We start from the raw sequence: 19,495 nt of genomic DNA, 5'->3' as shown, positions 1-19,495 counted from the left end.
TCTCATTCTCCGGCTCTCATTCTCCGGCGCTGATCGCGCGGTCGAGGACTTCGGCCAGATGGAGAACCGGAACGTCCATGCCCTCACGGCCGATGCCCACGAGCCATTGCTGGTGACAGCCAGGGTTCGCGGTGACCAGCGTCTTCGCGCCGGACTTCGCCAGGTGCTCCAGCTTGGGCGCGAGAACGTCCAGCGAGTCCTTTGGCCGGAGCACGGAGTAGATGCCGGCCGAGCCGCAGCACGAGTTGGCGGCGGTCATCTCGCGACGCTCCAGGCCGGGGACGAGGTCGAGGAGCTGGCGCGGCTGATCGACGACTCCCTGGCCGTGGCAGAGGTGACACGGGTCGTCCCACGTGATCGGCCCTTCGATGCCATGGCCCGCACGGAGAAGCGGCCGGAGACGGGCCCGCGCTGCCGGAAGGCTCAGCTCCTCGGAGTAGTCGACGACGCGCGCGCCGAAAGCGGCGGCGCGCGCCGCGTACTCGGGATCGTTCGCGAGCAGCCTGCCGTACTCGCGCATGTGGGCTCCGCAGCCCGCGCTGTCGACGACGATGCGCGCGCTGGGATCGACTGCATCGAAGCGACGAATCGTTTCTCTCGCGAGTTCTTCCGCGTCCTTCATCTCTCCGTTGTGGGCGTGCAGCGCGCCGCAGCAGACGTGCTTCGGAACGCTCAGCACGTCGAGGCCCGTCGCCGACAGCGTGCGCGCGACCGCGTGATTCACGCGTCCGAAGAGCTCTGGCATGACGCAGCCTTCGAGCACGAGCACCCGATCGCGCTTCTCGCCCTGCGCCGGCGTCACCGCGGGGAGGGGCCTTCGCTCGCTGCGTGGTGGGACCTTCGGAAGGTGGCGCATGACCGACCCGCGCAGTCCGAGGAGCGGCGCCGCCAGTCGTATGAGTCCAAGCGTCTGCCCGAGCTGGAGTCCGAGCACCGCGGCCTTCAGCCCGAAGCGGCTCGGCAGGATCCGGCGGAACCCGACCCATCGGGCGAACCGCGCGAGGGGGCCGGGAGGCTGCTGCTCACGCAGGCTCGACCGCGTGAACTCCATCATCGCGCCGAACTCGACGCCCGCGGGGCACACGCTCTCGCAGTGGCGGCAGACGAGGCAGAAGTCCATCTCCTCAGCAAAGCCCGCGTCCGGCTCCAGGCGATCTTCGGCGACGGCGCGCATCAGATGGATGCGGCCCCGCGGACTCGACGTCTCGGAGCCTGTGAGCTGGTAGGTCGGACAGGTCGTCAGGCACAGGCCGCAGTGGATGCAGTCGAGGCTGCGCGCGTGATCGATCAGGCTCGTCTTCGTGGAAGGATGGGGGCGGTGGCCTTCGGTGCTCATGACGCGGGGACCTCTTGCGGCGGAAAGTCGGGGGATCTCAGCACGCCCGCGGGATCGAAGCTGGACTGAAGGCGCCGCATCCATTCAGAGGCCGCGCGTGGAGCGACGTGGCGATCGCGCAGGACGTCCCTGAGCTGGGCGAAGTCCGCGGAGGGGTCACGAAGGCTCACGTGAACGGCGGATGGATCGAGGGCGGGCAGCACCGACTCGAAGAGGCCATGGAGGGATGCGCGGAGGCCTTCGGAATCCATCTCGACCAGCGCAGCATCGGGCTCGATGTGGAGTCCGGCAGCGCTTCCGGGAAGCGCTCGCTCGATGTGCTCGACCACGGTCATCACCTCGGAAGGTGCGGTGGCGATGATGAGCGCGGACTTCCGCCGTGCGGCGTCCACCGCCCGGTCCAGCGCGTCTTCGCCGTGGTGGGGGGCCGCCGCATCGAGGTGCTCGAGGGCGGCGGTCAGCTCGACGTGAACCTGGCGCGCGCGCCCGCCGAGGACCAGGTGGAGAATGCGATCGCGCACGAAGAGGGCGCGTGGCTGGAGCATTCGGCTGGCCCGCAGCTCCAGGCCGGCGGCCGTGGCCTCGGCCGCGCTGGAGAACGGCGTCGAAGTCACATGGACTTCGGCTTCGGGGACCGGCGCGAGGCGCAGCGAGGCCTCCAGGATCGCGCCTAGCGTACCCCGGGCGCCTGCGTGCAGTCGGTGCAGATCGAAGCCGGTGACGTTCTTCACGAGCCGGCCGCCGGTGCGCGTGGGGCCGCGTCCGGACGCGTCCTGGATGCGCATGCCGAGCACGTGGTGCCGAGCCGGGCCGAACGCGTAGCGGTCCACGCTGGAGATACCTGATGCGAGAATGCCGCCCAGCGTCGAGCCCGAGCGTGGTCCGGCCGGCGTGATGCGGTGGCCGCCTTCACGGACCGCCGCGCGCAGCGTTTCGATGGACGCGCCTGCCTGCGCCGTGAGTGTGCCGTCGCCGGGGACGTATTCGACGATGCCGGTGGCGCCGTCTGGCACGAGCGAGCGGGTGGAGATCCAGACCGTCGCGCGGCCGTTGTTGGCGGCCTCCCCTGAGGATGAGCCCCCGGAGAAGGAGCCGGCGAGGCTGGGAGCACACCAGCCGATCGCCGAACCCCTGCCCAGAAACGCGGCGCGGAAATCGGAGCCTGCCTCACGCGCTCGGCGCAGGTCGGCGAGCAACGCCATGAGCTCAGCCTCCGTCCGCGGCAGGGCCACCGGGGATGAAGTGCCATGGATCTCGATTTCCGCGACTTCCACCGCGGTGTCCAGGAAGGAGCTCGTGGTCATGGCGTCACCCCGACGGAGTCACCGAGGGGCTTCGTGTGAATCTCGCGGCAGCCGCGGACAGGGATCATCTTCCCGGGGTTCCAGAAGCCGACCGGATCGAACGCGGACTTCAGCGCCTTCATCGCGTCGAGATCCTCGTCGTTGAAGAACATGCACATCTCCTTCTGCTTCTCGACGCCGACGCCGTGTTCGCCCGTGAGCGAACCGCCCGCGTCGACGCACGCCTGCATGATGATCTCGCCCGCCTCGAGGACGCGCCGCACCTCGTCTGCGTTGCGGCGGTCGTAGGAGATGTTCGGATGTAGATTCCCGTCGCCCGCGTGAAAGACGTTGGCGAGCCGCAGGCCGCGCTCCTCGCAGGCAGCCGCCGCCACGCGAACGATCTCGCGCAGGCGCGTCCGCGGGGCGACCACGTCCGCCACGTAGAGATCCGGCGCGATCCGGCCCATGGCACCGAAGGCTCCCTTGCGACCCGTCCAGAGCTTCTTGCGCTCGACCGGATCCGTGGTGCGGCGTGAATCGAACGCGCCGAACTCGGTGGCGACCGCGATCAGATCCTCGCTCGTCGACGCGACCTCGTCGGCGCCGCCGTCGACCTCGATCAGGAGGACGGCCTCGGCGTTCGAGGGGTACCCTGCGCGCAGGACGCTGGCTTCCACGGCCTCGATCGTGAGCCGATCGAGGATCTCGATGGCAGACGGTTCCAGACGGCGCGCGATCATCTCGGAGACGGCGTCGCAGCAAGCGTCGAGGTCCTCGAAGAGGCACAACAAGGTCTCGACGCACCGAGGCTGTGGAAGGAGCCTGACCGTGACCTCCGTGACGAGCCCCAGCATCCCCTCGCTGCCGACGAGCGGCCCGAGCAGGTCGTAGCCGAAGCGCGGGTCAGGGAAGGGGCCGCCGATGCGCGTGATCTCTCCCTCGGAGTCGACGAGGGTCAACCCGAGAACGTGGCGCGTCGTCGATCCGTAGCGGAACCCGTGGGGGCCGCCGGAGTTGTTCCCGACGTTGCCGCCGATGGTGCAGGCGGTCTGGCTGGAAGGGTCGGGCGCGTAGAAGAGCCCAGCAGAGGCGCAGGCGCTCGTGAGGTGGACGTTGACGACACCGGCCTGGACGCGGGCGTACCGGTCGGTCTCGTTGACCTCCAGAACGTCGCGCATCCGGGCGGTGCCCAGGATGGCGCCACCGGCGATCGGGCGGGCGCCGCCGGACAGACCGGTCCCGGCGCCCCTCGGAACGATGACGAGCCCGGCGTCGCGCAGGATCCGGACGGCGGCGGCGGCTTCCTCGGTCGTTCGCGGCAGGACGACCACCTCGGGCGTCGCCCTTTCCAGCATGAACCCATCGGACTCGTAGGCGGACCTCGCGCCCGCGTCGCTTCGAACGCCTCGGTCGCCGACGATGCGGGTCAGTTCGCGCAGTTGCGCACGATTCAAGGAAGGCATGCCGACATGATAGAGCGGCCCGCTCGTCAAGGGTCTCCCGATCCGCTCCCACTGCCGCGCCAGAGTCCTGGCGCCGCTGGCCAGGGGAGCCGGCCACGAAGACCACTCCCCGCGTCCTTGTCACGTCGCTACCGACTCAGCCAGTTCAAGGCCGTCTCGAGGCTGTCCTGGGCATCCGGCATGGCGAATCCGTGTCCGCCGTCGAATTCGACGAGCTGGACCTCGGCGCCTTTCTTCTCCAGCGTTTCCCTTGCCTCCCTGGCATACCGGATGGCGGTCACCGCGTCCGACGTGCCCTGCTCCAGCCAGAATCGTCGGCCATTCGCGTGCTTCAGATCCAGCTGGTTCGCCTTGAAGACCGAGGCCAGGACGTAGGCTCCGCGGAACGTGTCGTCGTTCGACAGCAAGGTGGCGTACGCGGCAGGTCCTCCCGAGGACCAGGCGAAGAGAAAGGCGTCGTCGATCTTCAGGGCGAGTGTCCCTCGGAGGTCGGCTGCCACTTCGCGGGCGAACTCCTCCACGGGGAATTCCGCGTCGTACTCTTTCTGGAAGCGGGACGTCACCCAGACGAAGTTCTGTGCCTGTTCCTCGCTCCACGTCGGAGCGGAGAGAATCGCGAAGACGTAGCGGTCGAGGAGCGGCGTGGCGATCTTCTCGACCCAGTAACGGAACTCGGTGGCCTGGCCGTTCCCTCCCGGCATGACGACCACCAGATCCCTCGGAGCATCGACTACTTGGCGGTCAGCGCCGAGGACGATGTACAGTTTCCTGGGGTCGCCGCCGACCGACCGAAAGTCGGGGATCTCTTTTTTGCTCAGCTGGGCTGCGACGTCAGGGAGCCTCGGTGCGAGCGATGCGCCGAGGCGCTGGTAGAGAGCTAGTAGCCGATCGGCCAATCCGCTCGTGAGATAGCGCTCCTCCAGTCGATCGGGCAAGAACGCGGCGAATCGCGGGTCGAAGTTCGCGATCGACTCCAGCATCGCTTCTGCGTCGTCGACGCCCGTCGCGCTCCAGCGGGCGAGGACGGCGTCGACCACCAGGTGATGAAAGTAGCTCTGTTTCGCCGGTGCCGTGTAGGCTTCGTTCGGATAGGCGGCCACCGCGGACTCGAAGGCCTCTGCCGCTTTCTTCGCGTCGACGCGGTTCAAGAGCCTTCCGCGAAGTTCCTCGACTCTCCAGATGAGGCCGGCGGGGGAGTCCTTCTCGACGATCTTCGAAACGAGTTTCGCCGCCTTCTGCGCCTCTCTGCCGTCCGGCAATGCGCCGTCGAAATATTCCTCGAGGTCGAGGCAGAGCCGCTTCTCGTCGCGGTAGCTGTCGCCCGTCAGGGTGACGTCCGCGAGTGCCTCCCAGCGCTGCCTGGCCGCCCGCGCGAGGTCCTTGGCTCCGTATGGGGCGGGAACGACCGGAAGGGCAAGCGGCGCCGTCATCGCGAGAACGGAAGCTGTCCGGAGTGTGAGCAAGAGCATGGGGGTCATCCGTGAAATGGGTAGGAGGCCAAGGGGTTCAGTCCATCGTTTCCGTCCACTCGATCCAGTAGCGGAGCGAGTGCGCTTCGTCTTCGTTCGGCCCGGCGAGGTCGCCGAAACGCAAGTCGAGTTCGGCTGCGACAAAGGCGTGCCCGCTCCGGGCGAGCGCGCGCGCAGCACTTGTCGAAAGGGCTGCGTTCGAGTGATCTAGAAGCGGGAGGACGTACGTGCGAAGGTCCGACTCCGAGAGGTCGACGAGCGGCGCCCAACGCAGTGCAGCCAGGAGAAGAGGCTCGTTCGAACTGGCGAGCCACCGCCGGAGCTGGACGCCGAATCCTGTGGAGCCGAAGAGTTCCCGCGGCAAAATCTTGACGGCATCCAGAACCCTGGTCGTCGGTGGCTGTGCTTCCGTTAATAGCGGCACGACGTCCGCGCCGCTCGTTTCGCCGCAGCGCCGCGCCAGGTCCAACGCGCTGCCCAGGAGAACTTCGCGTCGAGCCAGGCCTGCCGTGCTCGCACGCCAGTTCGCGTAGGCGGGCTCGTCCCGCTCGAAGTCGCGGAAGGCGAACGGCCGAAGAAAAGCCCACCCATAGACTCTGACCTGCGGATCCGGATCGTTGGCCACAACGTCGACGACATCTAGGCCGTAGGGCGCGCCCTCATGGAAAACGAACGGCTTGGCAAACTGCTTGCGCTGGGCGGTGTCGAGTAGCGGGTAAACCTCTCGCGCGATCTTCAGTCCCTCCGTTCCCGGGAGCGCGATCAGCTGTCGTCCCAGCGCGTAGATCTCGGTGTAGCCCCTGGCGTTGCGGTAGAGATCGAGCCAGTCCACGGCCGTCAACGCCGCGTCCATCGGCGTGTTCGGTGGGTCGGAGGGAGCCGGAGGTTCGTCGATCGTCAACGCTGCCCGACGTTCCGGCAGGGGAGCGAGTTCCACTGGATCGGGCGGCGGCACCATGGCGACGACGGGCGCCGGACCGGCCATGCCAGCGATCGCTGCATCGGGTGCGGTTGGCTGCCGCCAGATCGCCATGGCAGCACCGCCGCCGACGAGTCCGATGGTTGTCGCGGCGGCAAGCGAAAGAGGCCAGCCGGCCATGGCTCCACCGGAAGCTGCGCCCATGGCCGCACTGTTCACGCCCGCACTCGCCACGGCCGCGCCACCGGCAGCGCTGCTTCCCAGAACCACCCCGCGAACCGACGCCAGACCGCGCGCCTCGCTCGCCATGAGTCCCGCGCCGAGCGCGGTTCCAGCGGGCAGCAGGCTGCGGAGCTGGCCGAGGCCCCGGTGTACGCGCACGTGAAGCGCGCCCTGCGTGATCCCGAGCTTCTTCGCGATCGTCGCGGGGGCCGCGCCGGAGAAGAGGTGCTCCTTGACGGCTTCCCGGTAGGTGTCGGGAAGCTGCTCTACCCTCCGTGCGATCAGTTCCTTCAGCTCTGCGTCGGCCGCCGTCGCCTCGGGATCCGCGGGAGCACGCAGGGCGGCGCCTTCCCGCAGCCACACCGGGTTGGGCGTCCGCTGCCTGTCCGCACGTTCGCGCCGCAGTTCGACGGCGAGCAGCCCGAGGAGCCAGGGCATGACCCGGCGCTTGCCATCGAACGACGCGGACTTCTCCATCGCGGCGAGGAAGGCGGCCTGGACAGCGTCCTCCGCCAGCGCCTCATCGCCCCGGGCGAAACCCCTGGCCACGCGCAGCAGCTCCGGGGCGGCCTCGTCGAAGACACGGCTGATCGCGCGGGGATCCCCCTTGCGCTGGAAGCGCCGAAAGGAGGCGTCGATTCGGGTGGGGAAGACGGAGGGGGTCATGGGCAGCTACCGCGTCTCCCGTCGGCGGCGACTGCGCTTACAGGAAAGCTCCCCGAATTCTAACGCTGTCCGTTGATCGGACCGCCGCGGGCTCACTCGACGGCTTCCGAGAGCCATTTGCCCTCTTTCCAGTGGTGGCGCACCTCGATCTCCGCGGGCGCCGCCTTCAGTTCGAGGAAGCCCCCGAAGCGCTTCACCGGGCCCCAGTGATTGAAGAGCGCGGGGCTCGTCACGTGATGCAGGTTCGGGAACTCGGGGTCCCGGGTGGAGGAGTGGCGGTGCACGTGACCCGCGACGTAGAGCACCTGGCGGTCCGTGGCGGCCATGGTCTCGCGCAGTCGCTCGGCGCCCACCATGCGACGGTTCTTGGTCAGCGTGTAGCCCGCCGTTTCGTTCAAGAGCGGATAGTGGCCGAAGACCAGCACGGGGCCCGGCTGGCACTCGCGAATCAGCTCACCTGCTCTCGTGATCGCGGCCAGGCTCATCTCGCCCTTCGAGCTCACGAAGTTGGCGCGGACCGTGGAAAGGAGGACCACCTCGGTGCCTCCCGCGAGCGCGCGGCGCGCGGGGAAGCCTTCCTTCGGGATCCACGGCCTGCAGTACTGCTCGAATCGCCGCTGCCTCACCGACTCGAACGTGTAGACGTCGTGGTTGCCAGGGATCACGTGGACGTCCACGCCGTCTTCGGTGAGGTGTTCAATGAACTCCACCGCCAGCTCGAACTCTCGCCGGCTGGCGGTCGACGTGAGGTCGCCGCCGATGATCACCGTGCGCGCGCCTGTCTCCAGCGCGAAGCGAGCGAAGGGCCGCGCGTTCTCGAGAGGGAAGTGGTGTCGCCGCTTGAAGTAGACGTTCGCGTTTCCGATGAACCGCTTGTTGAGGAGCTGCAGCGGATTCCGGACGAGCGTCCAGAAGTGCAGGTCCGTCAGGAAGAGAATGTGATCACGCACGAATGGAAGCGAAACCGAGACTAAGGCTGGCGGCCCGATAGACGCGCGGCACCGATCCAGCCCGCGTCGGAGCCGAGCGTGGCCTCGACCACCGTCGGCTCCAGCGTTCCGTAGCGCCGCTCCGCCATCGCTTCCATCACGCCGGGCTTCAGGACGTCCAGCGCGGCGCCGAAGCCGCCACCGATGGCGAAGACGTTGACGTCGAACAGGGTCACGAGGGTGGCGAGGCCAGCGCCGAGGTCGCGGCCGATCTGGTGCAGGAGCGCGCGCTCCTTCCCGTCCTGCTCGCGCCCGAGGCGGCAGAGTTCCGGGAGGTTCGGGGTGACGCCCGCGGCCTTCGCCCGGCGCATGGCGGCGGTGGCCGAGACGAGGCGCTCGAGGCAGCCGTAGGAGCCGCAGGAGCACTGGAGTTCGGGGAAGTAGGGCGCGTCGTACTCGCTGCCGCCCGGGCGCTGGACGATCACCATGTGCCCGACCTCGCCGGCGCTGCCGCCTGGCCCGATGAAGAGGTGGTCATCGAGGACGATGCCGCCGCCCACGCCGGTGCCGAGGGTGAGGAGCACGAGGTCGCGTTCGTGGAGACCCGCGCCCAGCCACTGCTCTCCGTAGGCGGCCACGTTGGCGTCGTTCTCGATGACGACGGGACGCCCTCCGAGGGCCTTCGACACGCCTTCAGAAAGGCTCGTGCCCACGAGGTTCTTCATGTTGGCGCTCGCGAGCACCTCGCCCGTGGCGCGGTTGAAGAGTCCCGCGCAGCCGACGCCCAGGCCCTGGATCGGACCGAGCCCGGCCTTGTCCTCGAGTCGCCGCGCGAGCTCGGCGGCTCGCCGGTAGATCTCATGGGCGGGCGCCGCCTCGTCGAAGGGAGCTGAATCCATGCAGACGGGAGGGCCGCCGGAGGCGCGGATCACACCCCCCTTGATGGTGGTGCCTCCGAAGTCGAGACCCATCAGCGGCTGGTCCATCGGGTCTCCTTCGCCCACGGCCGTCACTTCTTCTGCTTGACCTGCCGCGTCAAGCGGCGATACGCCTTCATGTACTCGCGTCCGCTCTCGGCCCAGGAGAAGTCCTCCTCCATGCAGCGCTTCGCGATCGCCTTCCAGTCCGTCGCCTTCTTGAAGAGCGTGCGGCCGCGATCGAGCGCGTCGACGAGCGCGTCGGGGTCGTAGCGCTCGAACAGGAGGCCGGTGCCCTTCTTCGGCGAGGCCGTCAAGTCCACCAGCGTGTCCTCGAGTCCGCTGAAGGCGTAGGCGATCGGAATCACGCCGTAGCGCATGGCAATGGCGCAGAGAGCGTTCGTCGCGTGGTAGTGGCCGGGGAGGAGCAGCATGTCCGCACCCGCGAGAAGCGTGTGGGCCGTGGCGACGTCATAGCCCTCGACGACGCGGCAGCGTCCCGCGAACGTCTGCTCGATCGTATGCAGTCGCTCGATGATCTCGGGCGGGCCCGGGCCCATGAGGATGATCTCGACGTTGCGCTCCAGCATCGGCGTGAGCGACTCGGCCAGAATGTCGAATCCGCTGTCCGCGTCGAAGCGGCCAACGATCGCGAGCACGGGCGTGCGCGGCGATACCTCGAGCTTCATCACTTCCTGGAGTGACGCCTTGCACTTGCGCTTGCCGGCCAGTTCCTTGTCGTCGGCCGCGTAGTTCTGCGCCAGTAGAGGGTCCGAACTCGGATCCCACGTCCGGTAGTCGATCCCGCTCTGGACTCCGACGATATCCTTCTCCCGGCGGCGGAACGTTTCCTCGAGTCCGTCGCCGCGCTCCGCTTCCACGTACTGGCGCGCTTTGCTGGGGGAGCTGGCGCCCACCATCGTGGCGAACTCTGCCCCCGCCTTCAGGTAGTTGACGCGCGCACCGAGCTCGACGCCCAACACCGAGCGGAAGTACTCGTGGGGCACGCCGATCTTCGGAAGGATCTCGCGCTCGAAGGAGCCCTGCATCGCGAGGTTCTGGATCGCAAAGAGAGTGCCCGGCTTGGAGGCGGGATGGTCCCGCGTGGAGTACTCCAGCTTCTGGATCAGCGGGATGAGACCCGTCGTCCAGTCGAGGCAGTGGATCACGTCCGGCGTGAAGGCCAGGGGCCCGAAGCCTTCCAGCACGGTGCGCGCGAAGATGGCGAAGCGCCGCCAGTTGTCCGCGTACGGCCCGTTCTCGTCACCGTAGGGATGACGAGTTCGAAAGAGCTGACCGTGATCGATGAGATGGACCGTGAGCCCGTCGATGTAGCCGGTCCGGATGGTGACAGGCGTGCGCGAGCTCCCGTCCTTGATGCGAAGCAAGGCGCTCTCCTCCAGCGGCCCGAGCGCGGCGGTATCGATGTCCCTCGAGTGGGGAATGAAGATCCTTACCTCGGCGCCAAGCTCCATGAGCGTGCGCGGGAGTTGCTCTGCGATCTCCGCGAGCTGTGTGCGACGGACGAGCGATTTCAGCTCGGGTGTCGCGAACGCGATTTTCACGTCCAAAAGGGGGCAGGGGGGGGCTGACGGGGAAGCAGCGCTGCCGCTGGCGGCGGCGGCGCTTATACAGGCAGAAAGGAGATCCGGGAAACCGGAGGCCTCGCTTTCTTGCCATACACTAGGCTTCTTCCCACTCCAACCCCTAGAGGCTTGATCGCGTCGCCGTCCTTAGCCCTTTGGTTTAAAGGACTTAAGTCCGCCAGAGGATCGAGATTGCTCGTAGACCGGAATCGCCTCGGGGAGCAGGCTCTGGATCTGCTTGATCCGGTTCTCGTTCGAGGGGTGGGTGGAGAGCCATTCCGGTGGCGCCTGTCCACCGCTGGCCGCCTGCATCCGCTGCCAGAAGGCCACGGCGGCCCTGGGGTCGTAGCCTGCGGTGGCCATGTAGAGGAGCCCGCGGCGGTCGGCTTCGAGTTCGGCGTCGCGTCCGAACGTCAGGCTGCCGAGGTTGGCGGCGAGACTTCCAGCCATCACGGCGAGCTGCGCCCCGTCGCCGCCACCCAGGGCCGCCCCGACGAGCGCGATGATGGTCTGGGCACCCATCTGCCGCGTCATCGCCTTCGTGCCATGGCGCAGGGTCGCGTGGGCGATCTCGTGCCCCATGACGACCGCGAGTCCCGTTTCCTTGTTTCCGGTGCCATCGTCGGCCACGGGCAGGATCCCCGTGTAGACCGCCATCTTCCCGCCTGGGAGGCACCAGGCGTTGACGAGGTCGTCGCGCTTGACGAGCACCACCTCCCACTCGAAGAGATCCGCGATTTCGGGATCGAGCTCCTTGGCCGCGAGCACCAGGCGGTCCGTCATTCGGACCACCATGTCGTACTCCGCGCCGGACCCGATCGTCTGGTCCTCCGCAAGGAGCTGCGGGTAGGCCTCAGCACCGAGCACGGGATCCTGGCTGACCGGGATCAGGTTCAGCTGCGAGATCGCTCCGCACGACGGCAGGACCGCGGGGCCCACGAGGGCGAGCGCGACGCCAGCGAGGGTCGGGAAGGCGGGAGCCCGGAAGGCAGGAACTCTGAATCTGGAGGCGATGAATTTCATGACGTGGGCGTACTTGGTGCCTTACGGGTTCGTAGAGGTGCGCGGCGGGGCATCGCTGCGCATAGTGTGCTCTCTCTAACTGAACTTCTCGACCTTGAATGCACATGAAGCGACCCCCGATCGTCCTCCTCGTCCTTGATGGCTGGGGCCACCGAGCCGAAACGGAAGCCAACGCCGTGGCCCAGGGCGCGCCCTACTTCGCCAGTCTCATGGGAGAGCATCCCCACACCCTCCTGACCGCCTGCGGGCGTGAAGTGGGGCTGCCGAGGGGGGTTATGGGCAATAGTGAGGTCGGTCACACGAACCTTGGCGCGGGTCGCGTCGTGTATCAAGACGTCACTCGGATCGACAAGGCCATCGAGGACGGTGAGTTCGCCAAGAACCCCGCGTTCCTCGACCTGATTCAGCATGTGCGCCAGAACGGCAAGCGGCTCCATCTCGTAGGGCTGCTCAGCACAGGCATGGTGCACGCGAGCGACCACCATCTCCGCACGCTGCTGGAGCTAGCTGCGGCCAAGGGACTGAAAGGCGACGACGTGGCCATCCACGCGATCACCGACGGTCGCGATACCGGACCGCGCTCCGCCGCCGGTTTCCTCGAGACCCTCGAGGATGCCTGCGAGCGCCACGGTGTCGGTCGAATCGCCACCCTCGTCGGTCGCTACTTCGCAATGGATCGCGACAAGCGCTGGGAGCGGGTCAAGAAGTCCTGGGACGTGATGGTCCATGGCGCCGGTGAAGTCCGCGACTCTGCCGTGGCTGCGATGAAGGCCTCGTACGAATCCGGCGTCGGCGATGAGTTCCTGGAGCCCGTCGTGATCCGCGGACAGGAAGGGCTCCGGATCGAGGACGGCGACGCCGTGCTGCTCTTCAACTATCGCGCGGACCGCATGCGGCAGATGACGGACGTTTTCGTCCAGGACGGCTTCGACGGCTTCGACCGCGGCGATCGGCCCTCGATCAAGATCGCGTCGATGACGCAGTATCGCGACGATTTCAGCTTTCCCGTGGCCTTCCCCTCGACGGATCTTGTCGGCATCTTCCCGGAGCTGATCAGCTCGATCGGCATGCGCCAGGAACGCATCGCCGAGACCGAGAAATACGCGCACGTGACGTACTTCTTCTCCGGCGGGCGCGAGGATCCCTACGAGGGGGAGTCGCGCACGCTCGTTCCGAGCCAGAAGGTGGCGACCTATGACCTCGCGCCGGAGATGAGCGCCGAGGGCATCACGAAGGCGATCCTCGCGAGCCTGGAGAAGGGCGAGACCGAGGTCTATGTCGTGAACTTCGCCAATGCCGATATGGTCGGACATACCGGTATATTCGACGCCGTTCTCAAGGCCGTGCAGAAGGTGGACGAATGCCTCCAGCGCGTCGTCGCCGCCGTGAAGGCGCGGGGCGGCACGATCGCCGTCACGGCGGACCACGGCAACTCCGAGCAGCTCTGGGACTTCGAGACGAACCAGCCGCATACGGCGCACACGCTGAACCCCGTGCCGTTCGTGCTGATCGGTCCGGATACGAAGGGCGTGAAGATGAGGGAGCGGGGCGCGCTCTGCGATGTGGCGCCCACTCTGCTCGGGCTGATGGGCGTGGAGAAGGACCCCTCGATGGACGGCGTGTCCCTGATCCTGCCGTGAGCGAGTCGGAGAAGATCCCGGTCGCGATCCTGGGTTCGACCGGGATGGTGGGGCAGCGTTTCCTGTCACTGCTCGACGACCATCCTCGCTTTCGAGTGACGCAGGTGCTCGCGTCTTCGCGCAGTGCAGGCATGCGCTACGCGGAGGCGACGCGCTGGGGACTTCCGACGGAGATGCCCGCGTGGGCTCGGGATCTGGTGGTGGGGGATGCGAACGCGCTTCCGGACGAGGGCCGGGTTCGCCTGGCGTTCTCCGCGCTCGATGCGTCGGTGGCCCGAGAGGTGGAGGCGACCTACGCCGAGGCGGGGATCTTCGTGGTGTCGAACGCTTCCGCGTATCGGATGGATCCGGAGGTGCCACTCGTCGTTCCCGAGGTCAACGCGGACCACCTCGATCTCGTGCGATCCCAGCGTTTCGGGCAAGGCGGCATCGTCTGCAATCCGAACTGCTCGACGATCGGGCTGGTTCTCGCGCTGGCGCCGCTGCACCGCGCGTTCGGGGTCGAGGAGGTCGCGGTGACCACGCTGCAGGCAGCTTCCGGAGCGGGCTACCCTGGCGTTCCTTCGCTTGATCTGATCGACAACGTCGTGCCCTTCATCAGCGGCGAAGAGGAGAAGCTCGCCCTGGAGCCAGCGAAGATTCTGGGGACGCTCGAGGGGGACGCCCGCGGGATTGCCGCGGCGCAGATCGTCGTCAGCCCGCAGTGCTTTCGCGTGCCGGTGATCGACGGGCATACGCTCTCCGTGTCGGTGAGGCTCGCGGGGGATCCGGGGCGGGACGAGGTGCTCCGTGCCTGGCAGGACGCTGCCCAAGCTGTCCCGCTTCGATACACGAGCGCGGCGGATCGGCCCCAGCCCCGCCTGGACCGAGACTTTTCCGGGGGCATGGGCATCACGATCGGACGGCTTCGACCGTGTCCTGTGCTGGGGTTCCGATTCGTGGCGCTGAGTCACAACACCGTGCGCGGTGCCGCCGGAGGGGCCATCGCGACGGCGGAGGCGGTCCTCGCCCGGGGTCTCCTCCAGGGCGGATCCGAGGGGCGCTGACGTTCGACCTCACTGGATCCTGACGCAGGATGAGAAACGACCACGGGGCGAGCTACGGCCTCGAACGGAGGCCCTCGACGGAAGCCCCCTCCAACGTGGTAAGATTCGGCGACCCCGGCCCTTTTCTCCCTGCGGTGAACCCTGTACATGGCGCTCCTCTCGAACTCATTCCTTTGCGTGGCCGCCGCTTCCCTGTGCACGATCAGTGCGTCCGCCCACTCCCCCAGGGCTGACCTGAGCGTCCTCTTCGACGCGCCGACCGTGTCGGAAATCGCTCGGGTGCGGACCGACTGGGCCACCCGACAGCCCGAGGTCGCCGGGTATCGGGTAGAGGCCTCGGGGACGGACGCAGGCGGCGTCCGGTTCGACGTGGTCAGTCACATCTCGGAGGGCCAGCGGCACTACGGCGCCGTTCGATACCCGCGGAACTACGCGGCGGGGCAGCCCTATGGAACCCTCGTCGTTTGTCACGGCGGGCTCAACGGAGTGGCCGCCGAGGAGAGCGCGAACTTCCTCCTCTCGTTGCCGGGGATCTGCGTCGACGAGAACTACTTCCTCGTGATCCCGAGCTACCGCGGCGAGCAGCTCGTGACCCAGTTCGCGGGGACGTGGGTTTCCGGCGGTAGCCCGAGCTGGGCGGACCGCGATGTGGACGACACGGCGTCCCTCCTCGCGGCGGTTCAGATGAACATACCGGACATGGACCAGGCGCGCGTGGGAGCGTGGGGCATCAGCCGGGGAGCCGCCGTGGCGATGCTCCTCGCGGCGCGCGACGATCGGATCCGCCGGGTGGTGGATCTCTTTGGCTGGACGGATCTGTCCCTGCCGAGCGTGCAATCGCAGCTCGACCTCATCCTCAACCAGGGCGTTCAGCCCGCAGGGATCGGGCGCGTCGCCTACGAGTCTTTCGTCTTCGGCTGGCTCAACGGAGTCCTTTCGCTGGACGAAGCACGCCAGGCGTGGATTCGTCGCTCGCCCTGCTATTTCGCGAACACGATGCCGCCGATCCAGGCGCATCACGGTCTGCAGGACACGCAGATCGATCCGTCCCACACCCAGGTACTGCTCGGCGCGCTCTCGTCGCTGGGCCTGGGTCCGCCTGACGTGGAGGGGTTCTTCTATCCGAACGGGGCGCACGGCATCAACTCGCTCGTTGGGCTGGGCGATCGCGTGGAGCCCTACCTCTGTGCCCTGGAAGATGGTCCCCGCGCCTACTGTGGGCCGATGGCGCCGCACGCACTGGGTCTCTACGCCGGCGCCGACTACCGCGGCTCCAGCTCGATCACGCGGAACGACTTCGAGCTTCGTGCCAACAACTGCCGCCCCAACACGGTGGGCCTCGTCTTCGTGAGTTCGAACACGGCCTACGTTCCGGCGGGAGCAGGTTTCCTTTGCGTGGGTGCGGGCTCCCAGCGCCTGGGGGCGGGCCTGATCGATGCGGCCGGGACCTTCCGGATGTCCGTGGATCTGGCCAACCCGAACCCGAACGTGGCGAACTTCCTCGCGCCCGGGCAGAAGGCGTTCATGCAGGTGGTGTTCCGGGATGTGGGCAACCCGATGGGGTCGTTCAACTTCTCGAACGGCCTGCAGGTGCTCATCGAGCCGTAGCGAGCGTGGATCCTGGCGGTACGCGTGGGATCGCATTCTGTGGCGTGGTGGCGTCCGATCCAGGCTCTGCGTGGAAGGAACGATCCAGAGATGGGATCCAGAGCGCGTGCCGTCACGCGCTGATTCGGTACCAGAGCCGGCCGATCCACTCGTGGATCGCCCATGCGGAGTCGCGGAAGGACCGAGCGCGCGGCACGAAGGCGTCGCGTAGGTTCGCAGGCGGCGTGGCCGGGGCCGTGGGCGCGGGGAGCACGACCAGCCCCGCGGCCTTGCACACCTCGATCGCGCGCGGCATATGCCAGGCGTGGGTCACGACGGCCACCCGTCGGATGCCGTCGCGCGCGAGGATCTCCGCGCTGTAGCGGGCGTTCTCGCGCGTGGTATGGGAGCGCTCTTCGGTCCAGCGAACGGGCACGTGTAGCTCATCCTGCACGAAGTCGCGCAGAACCAGGGAAACCGCGCGGCGGTCCGGCCGAAGCACACCGCCGCTGATCAGGATGGGGACGCCGGTGCGGGTCGACAGGCGTGCGGCGTACCGGCAGCGCTGGAGGCTGATCGGCCCTGGCTGGTCCGGGCCGAACTCCGGCGGGTCGCAGTCCACGTCCCCGCTCAGCACGAGGATCGCCTCGGCGTCGATCGATTCCGCCGTGGGGGAGATGGCAGGGCTGGTCTGCAAGGAATCCAGTAACCAGAAGGCCACCTGGGGAATACTGAGCGCCACCAGAACCGCGCCAGACAGCGCAGCGAGTGAAGTGCCCATCCGGCGAAGCATCGGGCGCGGCTCGGGGAGTCGATTCGCCACGAATCGGATACACAAACCACACAGCACGCCCAGGTAGAGCGACATCGGAGGCATGATCAGGAGTTCGACAAGGCGCTTCATCGTTCCGCATCGTGGCCGATCGACCGCCGCGGGGGGGGCGCGGATGTAGGAACTTCGTGTGAATTCCGCATGCGGAAAGTTTGCGTCAAGGCCTTCGGGTAAACGGCCGATCGTTGCCATGGAAGCGGCCTACCCATAGTCCGCGATCTGCCTTGCGATCCGGCCTCGGCCTCCCGCATAGTCCCTGACGATCCCCACTCAGCCCGGTATCAGGATCTCCCCCGGATCCCCCCGACTCACGCCGCCCCAGCTCAGTTATCCGGTCAGTCCTGCTGCCCGTTTCTTTCTTGCGTCACCTCAGCCTCGCGCTTCTGCTCACCGCCCTCTGGATCTCCATGTCCGGGCACTTCGAGGGCATCATCCTCGCGCTTGGGGCGCTATCGGTGATGCTCGTCATGTGGCTTTCCGGCCGCATGGGAGTGATCGACAGCGAGGGCGTGCCGATCCGGATGCTCCCGAGGATCACTCCGTATCTGACGTGGCTCTTCAAGGAGATCATCGTCACGAACATCGACATGGCGAAGCTGGTGCTGAGCCGTGAGATCCGGATCCAGCCGGAGGTCGTGGAGTTCACGCTCCATCAGAAGTCGGACGTGAGCCGCGCGCTCCTCGCGAACTCGATCACTCTCACCCCCGGGACGGTCACGATGGACCTTGACGACGAGCACATGTACGTACATGCCTTGACCAGGGCCGCAGCCGTGGACCTCGTCGACGGCGAAATGCGCGGGCGTGTCCGCCGGGTGGAGGGGGCGCCGAGCTGATGTACGAGATCGCCGCCTTTCTCCTTTTGGCCTCCATGGGCCTCGCGCTCCTGCGAGCTCTCAAGGGACCGACCGTCTTCGATCGCATCCTGGCGGTCAACATGTTCGGCACCGCCACGGTGCTCATGATCTCCGTCATCGGGTTCATGGGAACGTCCCGTGACCTCGTGGATATCGCGCTCATCTACGCGCTCGTCAGCTTCACCGGCACCATCGCGGTTCTACGCTTCGTCGAGTACGACGTCGAGCAGAACTCCGCCGACGATAACGTCGCGAGCACCGCAGGCACGCCCAAGGCGGCGCCAGGTCAAGGAGGAGCTGCGTCATGAGCGTCGTCCTCGACATTCTCTCCTGGGCTCTTCTGATGACCGGCGGCGCGATTGCCGTCATCGCAGGCATCGGCGTTCTTCGCCTGCCCGACATGTTCAGCCGCATGCACGCCTCGGGCATGCTCGACACGCTGGGCGCCGCTTGCGTTCTCCTGGGCCTCATTCTTCAGTCGGGGATCTCCGTGATCTCCTTCAAGCTGCTGCTCGTCTACGCTCTCCTCAGCATGACCTCGTCCACCGCTGCGCACGCGCTCGCGAAGGCCGCCCGGACCTCCGGGCACGAGCCTGACCTGACGCCGCTGGGTGCGGCCCCGAGTTCCGATGGGGTGAAGAACAGGGAAGAGGTGATGTCATAGCTGGCGTCATCGATCTCGTCCTTCTGCTCTTCCTCGTGACCATTGCGTACGCGTCGGTCCGGACGAAGAACCTGTTCGAAGCGGCGATGCTCTTCGGCATCTTCAGCCTTGTCTCCGCGTCGTTCTTCGTCGTGCTCGACGCCGTCGACGTGGCGATGACCGAAGCGGCGGTGGGGGCCGGAGTCTCGACGATCCTCATGCTCAGCACGCTGGCGGTCACCGGCCACAAGGTGCGCCCGCGCCCGGTGCAACGCAACGTGCTCGCCATCGCCGTATCCGTGCTCCTGGGCGCCGCGCTCGTCTACGGCACGCTCGACATGCCGAGGATCGGCGACCCTGATGCTCCCGTTCAGACCCACCCGATCGCCAGGCACTTCATCGAGGTCTCGCCCGTCGAGACCCAGATCCCGAACATGGTGACGCCGCTTCTGGCGAGCTACCGGGGCTACGATACGCTTGGCGAGACGGCCGTCGTGTTCACGGCGGGCATCGGAGTCCTCGCGCTGATCGGGCGGCGCCGCCGCCGCGACGGTACGCCCGTCGAGGCCGGCGAAGGCGTCGACGCCATGCAGGACCGGCACCGCGTGCTACGGATCGTCGGCAAGCAGCTGATCCCCGCGATCCTGCTGTACGCCTGCTACGTTCAGGCCCACGGGGACTTCGGGCCCGGCGGCGGTTTCCAGGCGGGCGTCATTTTTGCGAGCGCGCTGATGCTCTTCATGTTGCTCGTCGGCATCGACGAGGCCGAGAAGGTCATCAAGCCCAAGGTGCTCGAGAAGCTGATCGCGCTGGGGCTCCTGATCTACGGCTGCACGGGGCTCCTCACGGTGCTCAAGGGCGGCGCGTTCCTCGACTACAAGGTCCTCGCCCACGATCCGATCCACGGCCTGCACTACGGCATCCTCGCCGTCGAGCTGGGCGTGGGCATCACCGTGACCGCGGTGATCACGACGATCATCTTCACCTTCGCGGGCCACATGCGGGGCCGCCAGAAGCTCGTCGCGCCCGCGACGGACGGAACGGTCGTCACCACGGATGGGGGCGCCCTCTGAG

17 protein-coding genes are annotated in these 19,495 nt (G+C 67.3%); 7 read left to right on the top strand and 10 right to left on the bottom strand.

The features are described 5' to 3' along the window. Positions 1 to 16: 16 nt before the first annotated feature. The 9 genes from Poly30_RS21515 to Poly30_RS21475 all read right to left on the bottom strand — a co-directional run bounded on the left by Poly30_RS21515 (position 17) and on the right by Poly30_RS21475 (position 11,816). Positions 17 to 1,336 carry a (Fe-S)-binding protein gene (locus Poly30_RS21515; protein WP_419190468.1) on the bottom strand — a complete coding sequence of 440 codons (1,320 nt, stop codon included), beginning with the start codon at positions 1,334 to 1,336 and terminating at the stop codon, positions 17 to 19. Continuing rightward, a complete protein-coding gene (locus tag Poly30_RS21510) occupies positions 1,333 to 2,640 on the bottom strand; it encodes an FAD-binding oxidoreductase (protein WP_145202185.1) in 1,308 nt (435 codons plus the stop codon). The genes Poly30_RS21515 and Poly30_RS21510 overlap by 4 nt, the downstream gene beginning before the upstream one ends. After that, complete coding sequence (locus tag Poly30_RS21505; protein ID WP_145202182.1) at positions 2,637 to 4,085, bottom strand: FAD-binding oxidoreductase; 1,449 nt, start codon at positions 4,083 to 4,085, stop codon at positions 2,637 to 2,639. Before Poly30_RS21505 ends, Poly30_RS21510 begins: the two co-directional genes overlap by 4 nt. Before the next feature lie 128 nt (positions 4,086 to 4,213). Beyond that, positions 4,214 to 5,554: an alpha/beta hydrolase gene (locus Poly30_RS21500; RefSeq protein WP_145202179.1), complete on the bottom strand. Its 1,341-nt coding sequence runs from the start codon at positions 5,552 to 5,554 to the stop codon at positions 4,214 to 4,216. Positions 5,555 to 5,591: 37 nt separating this feature from the next. Beyond that, positions 5,592 to 7,361, bottom strand: a complete 1,770-nt coding sequence (locus Poly30_RS21495) for an RNA polymerase sigma factor (protein WP_145202176.1) — start codon at positions 7,359 to 7,361, stop codon at positions 5,592 to 5,594. Positions 7,362 to 7,453: 92 nt separating this feature from the next. Next, complete coding sequence (locus Poly30_RS21490; RefSeq protein ID WP_419190467.1) at positions 7,454 to 8,311, bottom strand: metallophosphoesterase family protein; 858 nt, start codon at positions 8,309 to 8,311, stop codon at positions 7,454 to 7,456. A 20-nt stretch (positions 8,312 to 8,331) separates the two neighbouring features. Next, positions 8,332 to 9,294 (bottom strand): ROK family protein, encoded by a 963-nt coding sequence (locus tag Poly30_RS21485; RefSeq protein ID WP_145202170.1) that lies wholly within the window; start codon positions 9,292 to 9,294, stop codon positions 8,332 to 8,334. A gap of 5 nt (positions 9,295 to 9,299) precedes the next feature. Continuing rightward, complete coding sequence (locus Poly30_RS21480) at positions 9,300 to 10,772, bottom strand: glycogen synthase (RefSeq protein WP_419190466.1); 1,473 nt, start codon at positions 10,770 to 10,772, stop codon at positions 9,300 to 9,302. A 168-nt stretch (positions 10,773 to 10,940) separates the two neighbouring features. Continuing rightward, a complete protein-coding gene (locus Poly30_RS21475) occupies positions 10,941 to 11,816 on the bottom strand; it encodes a M48 family metallopeptidase (protein WP_145202164.1) in 876 nt (291 codons plus the stop codon). Positions 11,817 to 11,920: 104 nt separating this feature from the next. Between Poly30_RS21475 and gpmI the strand changes: the two genes are divergently transcribed. From gpmI to Poly30_RS21460, 3 genes are all read left to right on the top strand, one after another. Continuing rightward, positions 11,921 to 13,456, top strand: coding sequence for a 2,3-bisphosphoglycerate-independent phosphoglycerate mutase (gene gpmI, locus Poly30_RS21470; RefSeq protein ID WP_145202162.1), 1,536 nt, complete (start codon positions 11,921 to 11,923; stop codon positions 13,454 to 13,456). Next, on the top strand, positions 13,453 to 14,502 hold the full coding sequence (gene asd / locus Poly30_RS21465) for an aspartate-semialdehyde dehydrogenase (RefSeq protein WP_419190465.1): 1,050 nt from the start codon (positions 13,453 to 13,455) through the stop codon (positions 14,500 to 14,502). Before gpmI ends, asd begins: the two co-directional genes overlap by 4 nt. A gap of 147 nt (positions 14,503 to 14,649) precedes the next feature. Beyond that, complete coding sequence (locus tag Poly30_RS21460; RefSeq protein WP_145202159.1) at positions 14,650 to 16,110, top strand: alpha/beta hydrolase family protein; 1,461 nt, start codon at positions 14,650 to 14,652, stop codon at positions 16,108 to 16,110. A 112-nt stretch (positions 16,111 to 16,222) separates the two neighbouring features. Here the strand turns inward: Poly30_RS21460 and Poly30_RS21455 are convergent, their stop codons facing one another. Beyond that, positions 16,223 to 16,993: a YdcF family protein gene (locus Poly30_RS21455; RefSeq protein WP_419190464.1), complete on the bottom strand. Its 771-nt coding sequence runs from the start codon at positions 16,991 to 16,993 to the stop codon at positions 16,223 to 16,225. A gap of 287 nt (positions 16,994 to 17,280) precedes the next feature. Here Poly30_RS21455 and Poly30_RS21450 point away from each other — a divergent pair, with 287 nt between their 5' ends. From Poly30_RS21450 to Poly30_RS21435, 4 genes are read left to right on the top strand one after another with little or no spacing between them, the layout of a single operon-like run. After that, positions 17,281 to 17,757 carry a Na+/H+ antiporter subunit E gene (locus Poly30_RS21450; RefSeq protein WP_145202153.1) on the top strand — a complete coding sequence of 159 codons (477 nt, stop codon included), beginning with the start codon at positions 17,281 to 17,283 and terminating at the stop codon, positions 17,755 to 17,757. Continuing rightward, positions 17,757 to 18,086 carry an MrpF/PhaF family protein gene (locus Poly30_RS21445; RefSeq protein WP_145202150.1) on the top strand — a complete coding sequence of 110 codons (330 nt, stop codon included), beginning with the start codon at positions 17,757 to 17,759 and terminating at the stop codon, positions 18,084 to 18,086. Before Poly30_RS21450 ends, Poly30_RS21445 begins: the two co-directional genes overlap by 1 nt. Then, complete coding sequence (locus Poly30_RS21440) at positions 18,083 to 18,442, top strand: cation:proton antiporter (RefSeq protein ID WP_145202148.1); 360 nt, start codon at positions 18,083 to 18,085, stop codon at positions 18,440 to 18,442. The genes Poly30_RS21445 and Poly30_RS21440 overlap by 4 nt, the downstream gene beginning before the upstream one ends. Continuing rightward, positions 18,439 to 19,494, top strand: coding sequence for a DUF4040 domain-containing protein (locus Poly30_RS21435; protein ID WP_145202145.1), 1,056 nt, complete (start codon positions 18,439 to 18,441; stop codon positions 19,492 to 19,494). Before Poly30_RS21440 ends, Poly30_RS21435 begins: the two co-directional genes overlap by 4 nt. Position 19,495: the final 1 nt, after the last annotated feature.

Origin of the sequence: Saltatorellus ferox, from assembly GCA_007751475.1 — a bacterium.
Classification (GTDB): domain Bacteria; phylum Planctomycetota; class UBA1135; order UBA1135.
Note: the sequence above shows the minus strand (reverse complement) of the source record. Positions and strands in the feature narration are given on the sequence as shown.

Excerpts from the sequence above, each read along its gene's own strand:
- Poly30_RS21455 (WP_419190464.1), bottom strand. The coding sequence starts at position 16,993 with ATGAAGCGCCTTGTCGAACTCCTGATCATGCCTCCGATGTCGCTCTAC.
- Poly30_RS21515 (WP_419190468.1), bottom strand. The coding sequence starts at position 1,336 with ATGAGCACCGAAGGCCACCGCCCCCATCCTTCCACGAAGACGAGCCTG.
- gpmI (WP_145202162.1), top strand. The coding sequence starts at position 11,921 with ATGAAGCGACCCCCGATCGTCCTCCTCGTCCTTGATGGCTGGGGCCAC.
- Poly30_RS21445 (WP_145202150.1), top strand. The coding sequence starts at position 17,757 with ATGTACGAGATCGCCGCCTTTCTCCTTTTGGCCTCCATGGGCCTCGCG.
- Poly30_RS21510 (WP_145202185.1), bottom strand. The coding sequence starts at position 2,640 with ATGACCACGAGCTCCTTCCTGGACACCGCGGTGGAAGTCGCGGAAATC.
- Poly30_RS21505 (WP_145202182.1), bottom strand. The coding sequence starts at position 4,085 with ATGCCTTCCTTGAATCGTGCGCAACTGCGCGAACTGACCCGCATCGTC.
- Poly30_RS21495 (WP_145202176.1), bottom strand. The coding sequence starts at position 7,361 with ATGACCCCCTCCGTCTTCCCCACCCGAATCGACGCCTCCTTTCGGCGC.
- Poly30_RS21500 (WP_145202179.1), bottom strand. The coding sequence starts at position 5,554 with ATGCTCTTGCTCACACTCCGGACAGCTTCCGTTCTCGCGATGACGGCG.
- Poly30_RS21475 (WP_145202164.1), bottom strand. The coding sequence starts at position 11,816 with ATGAAATTCATCGCCTCCAGATTCAGAGTTCCTGCCTTCCGGGCTCCC.
- Poly30_RS21440 (WP_145202148.1), top strand. The coding sequence starts at position 18,083 with ATGAGCGTCGTCCTCGACATTCTCTCCTGGGCTCTTCTGATGACCGGC.
- Poly30_RS21460 (WP_145202159.1), top strand. The coding sequence starts at position 14,650 with ATGGCGCTCCTCTCGAACTCATTCCTTTGCGTGGCCGCCGCTTCCCTG.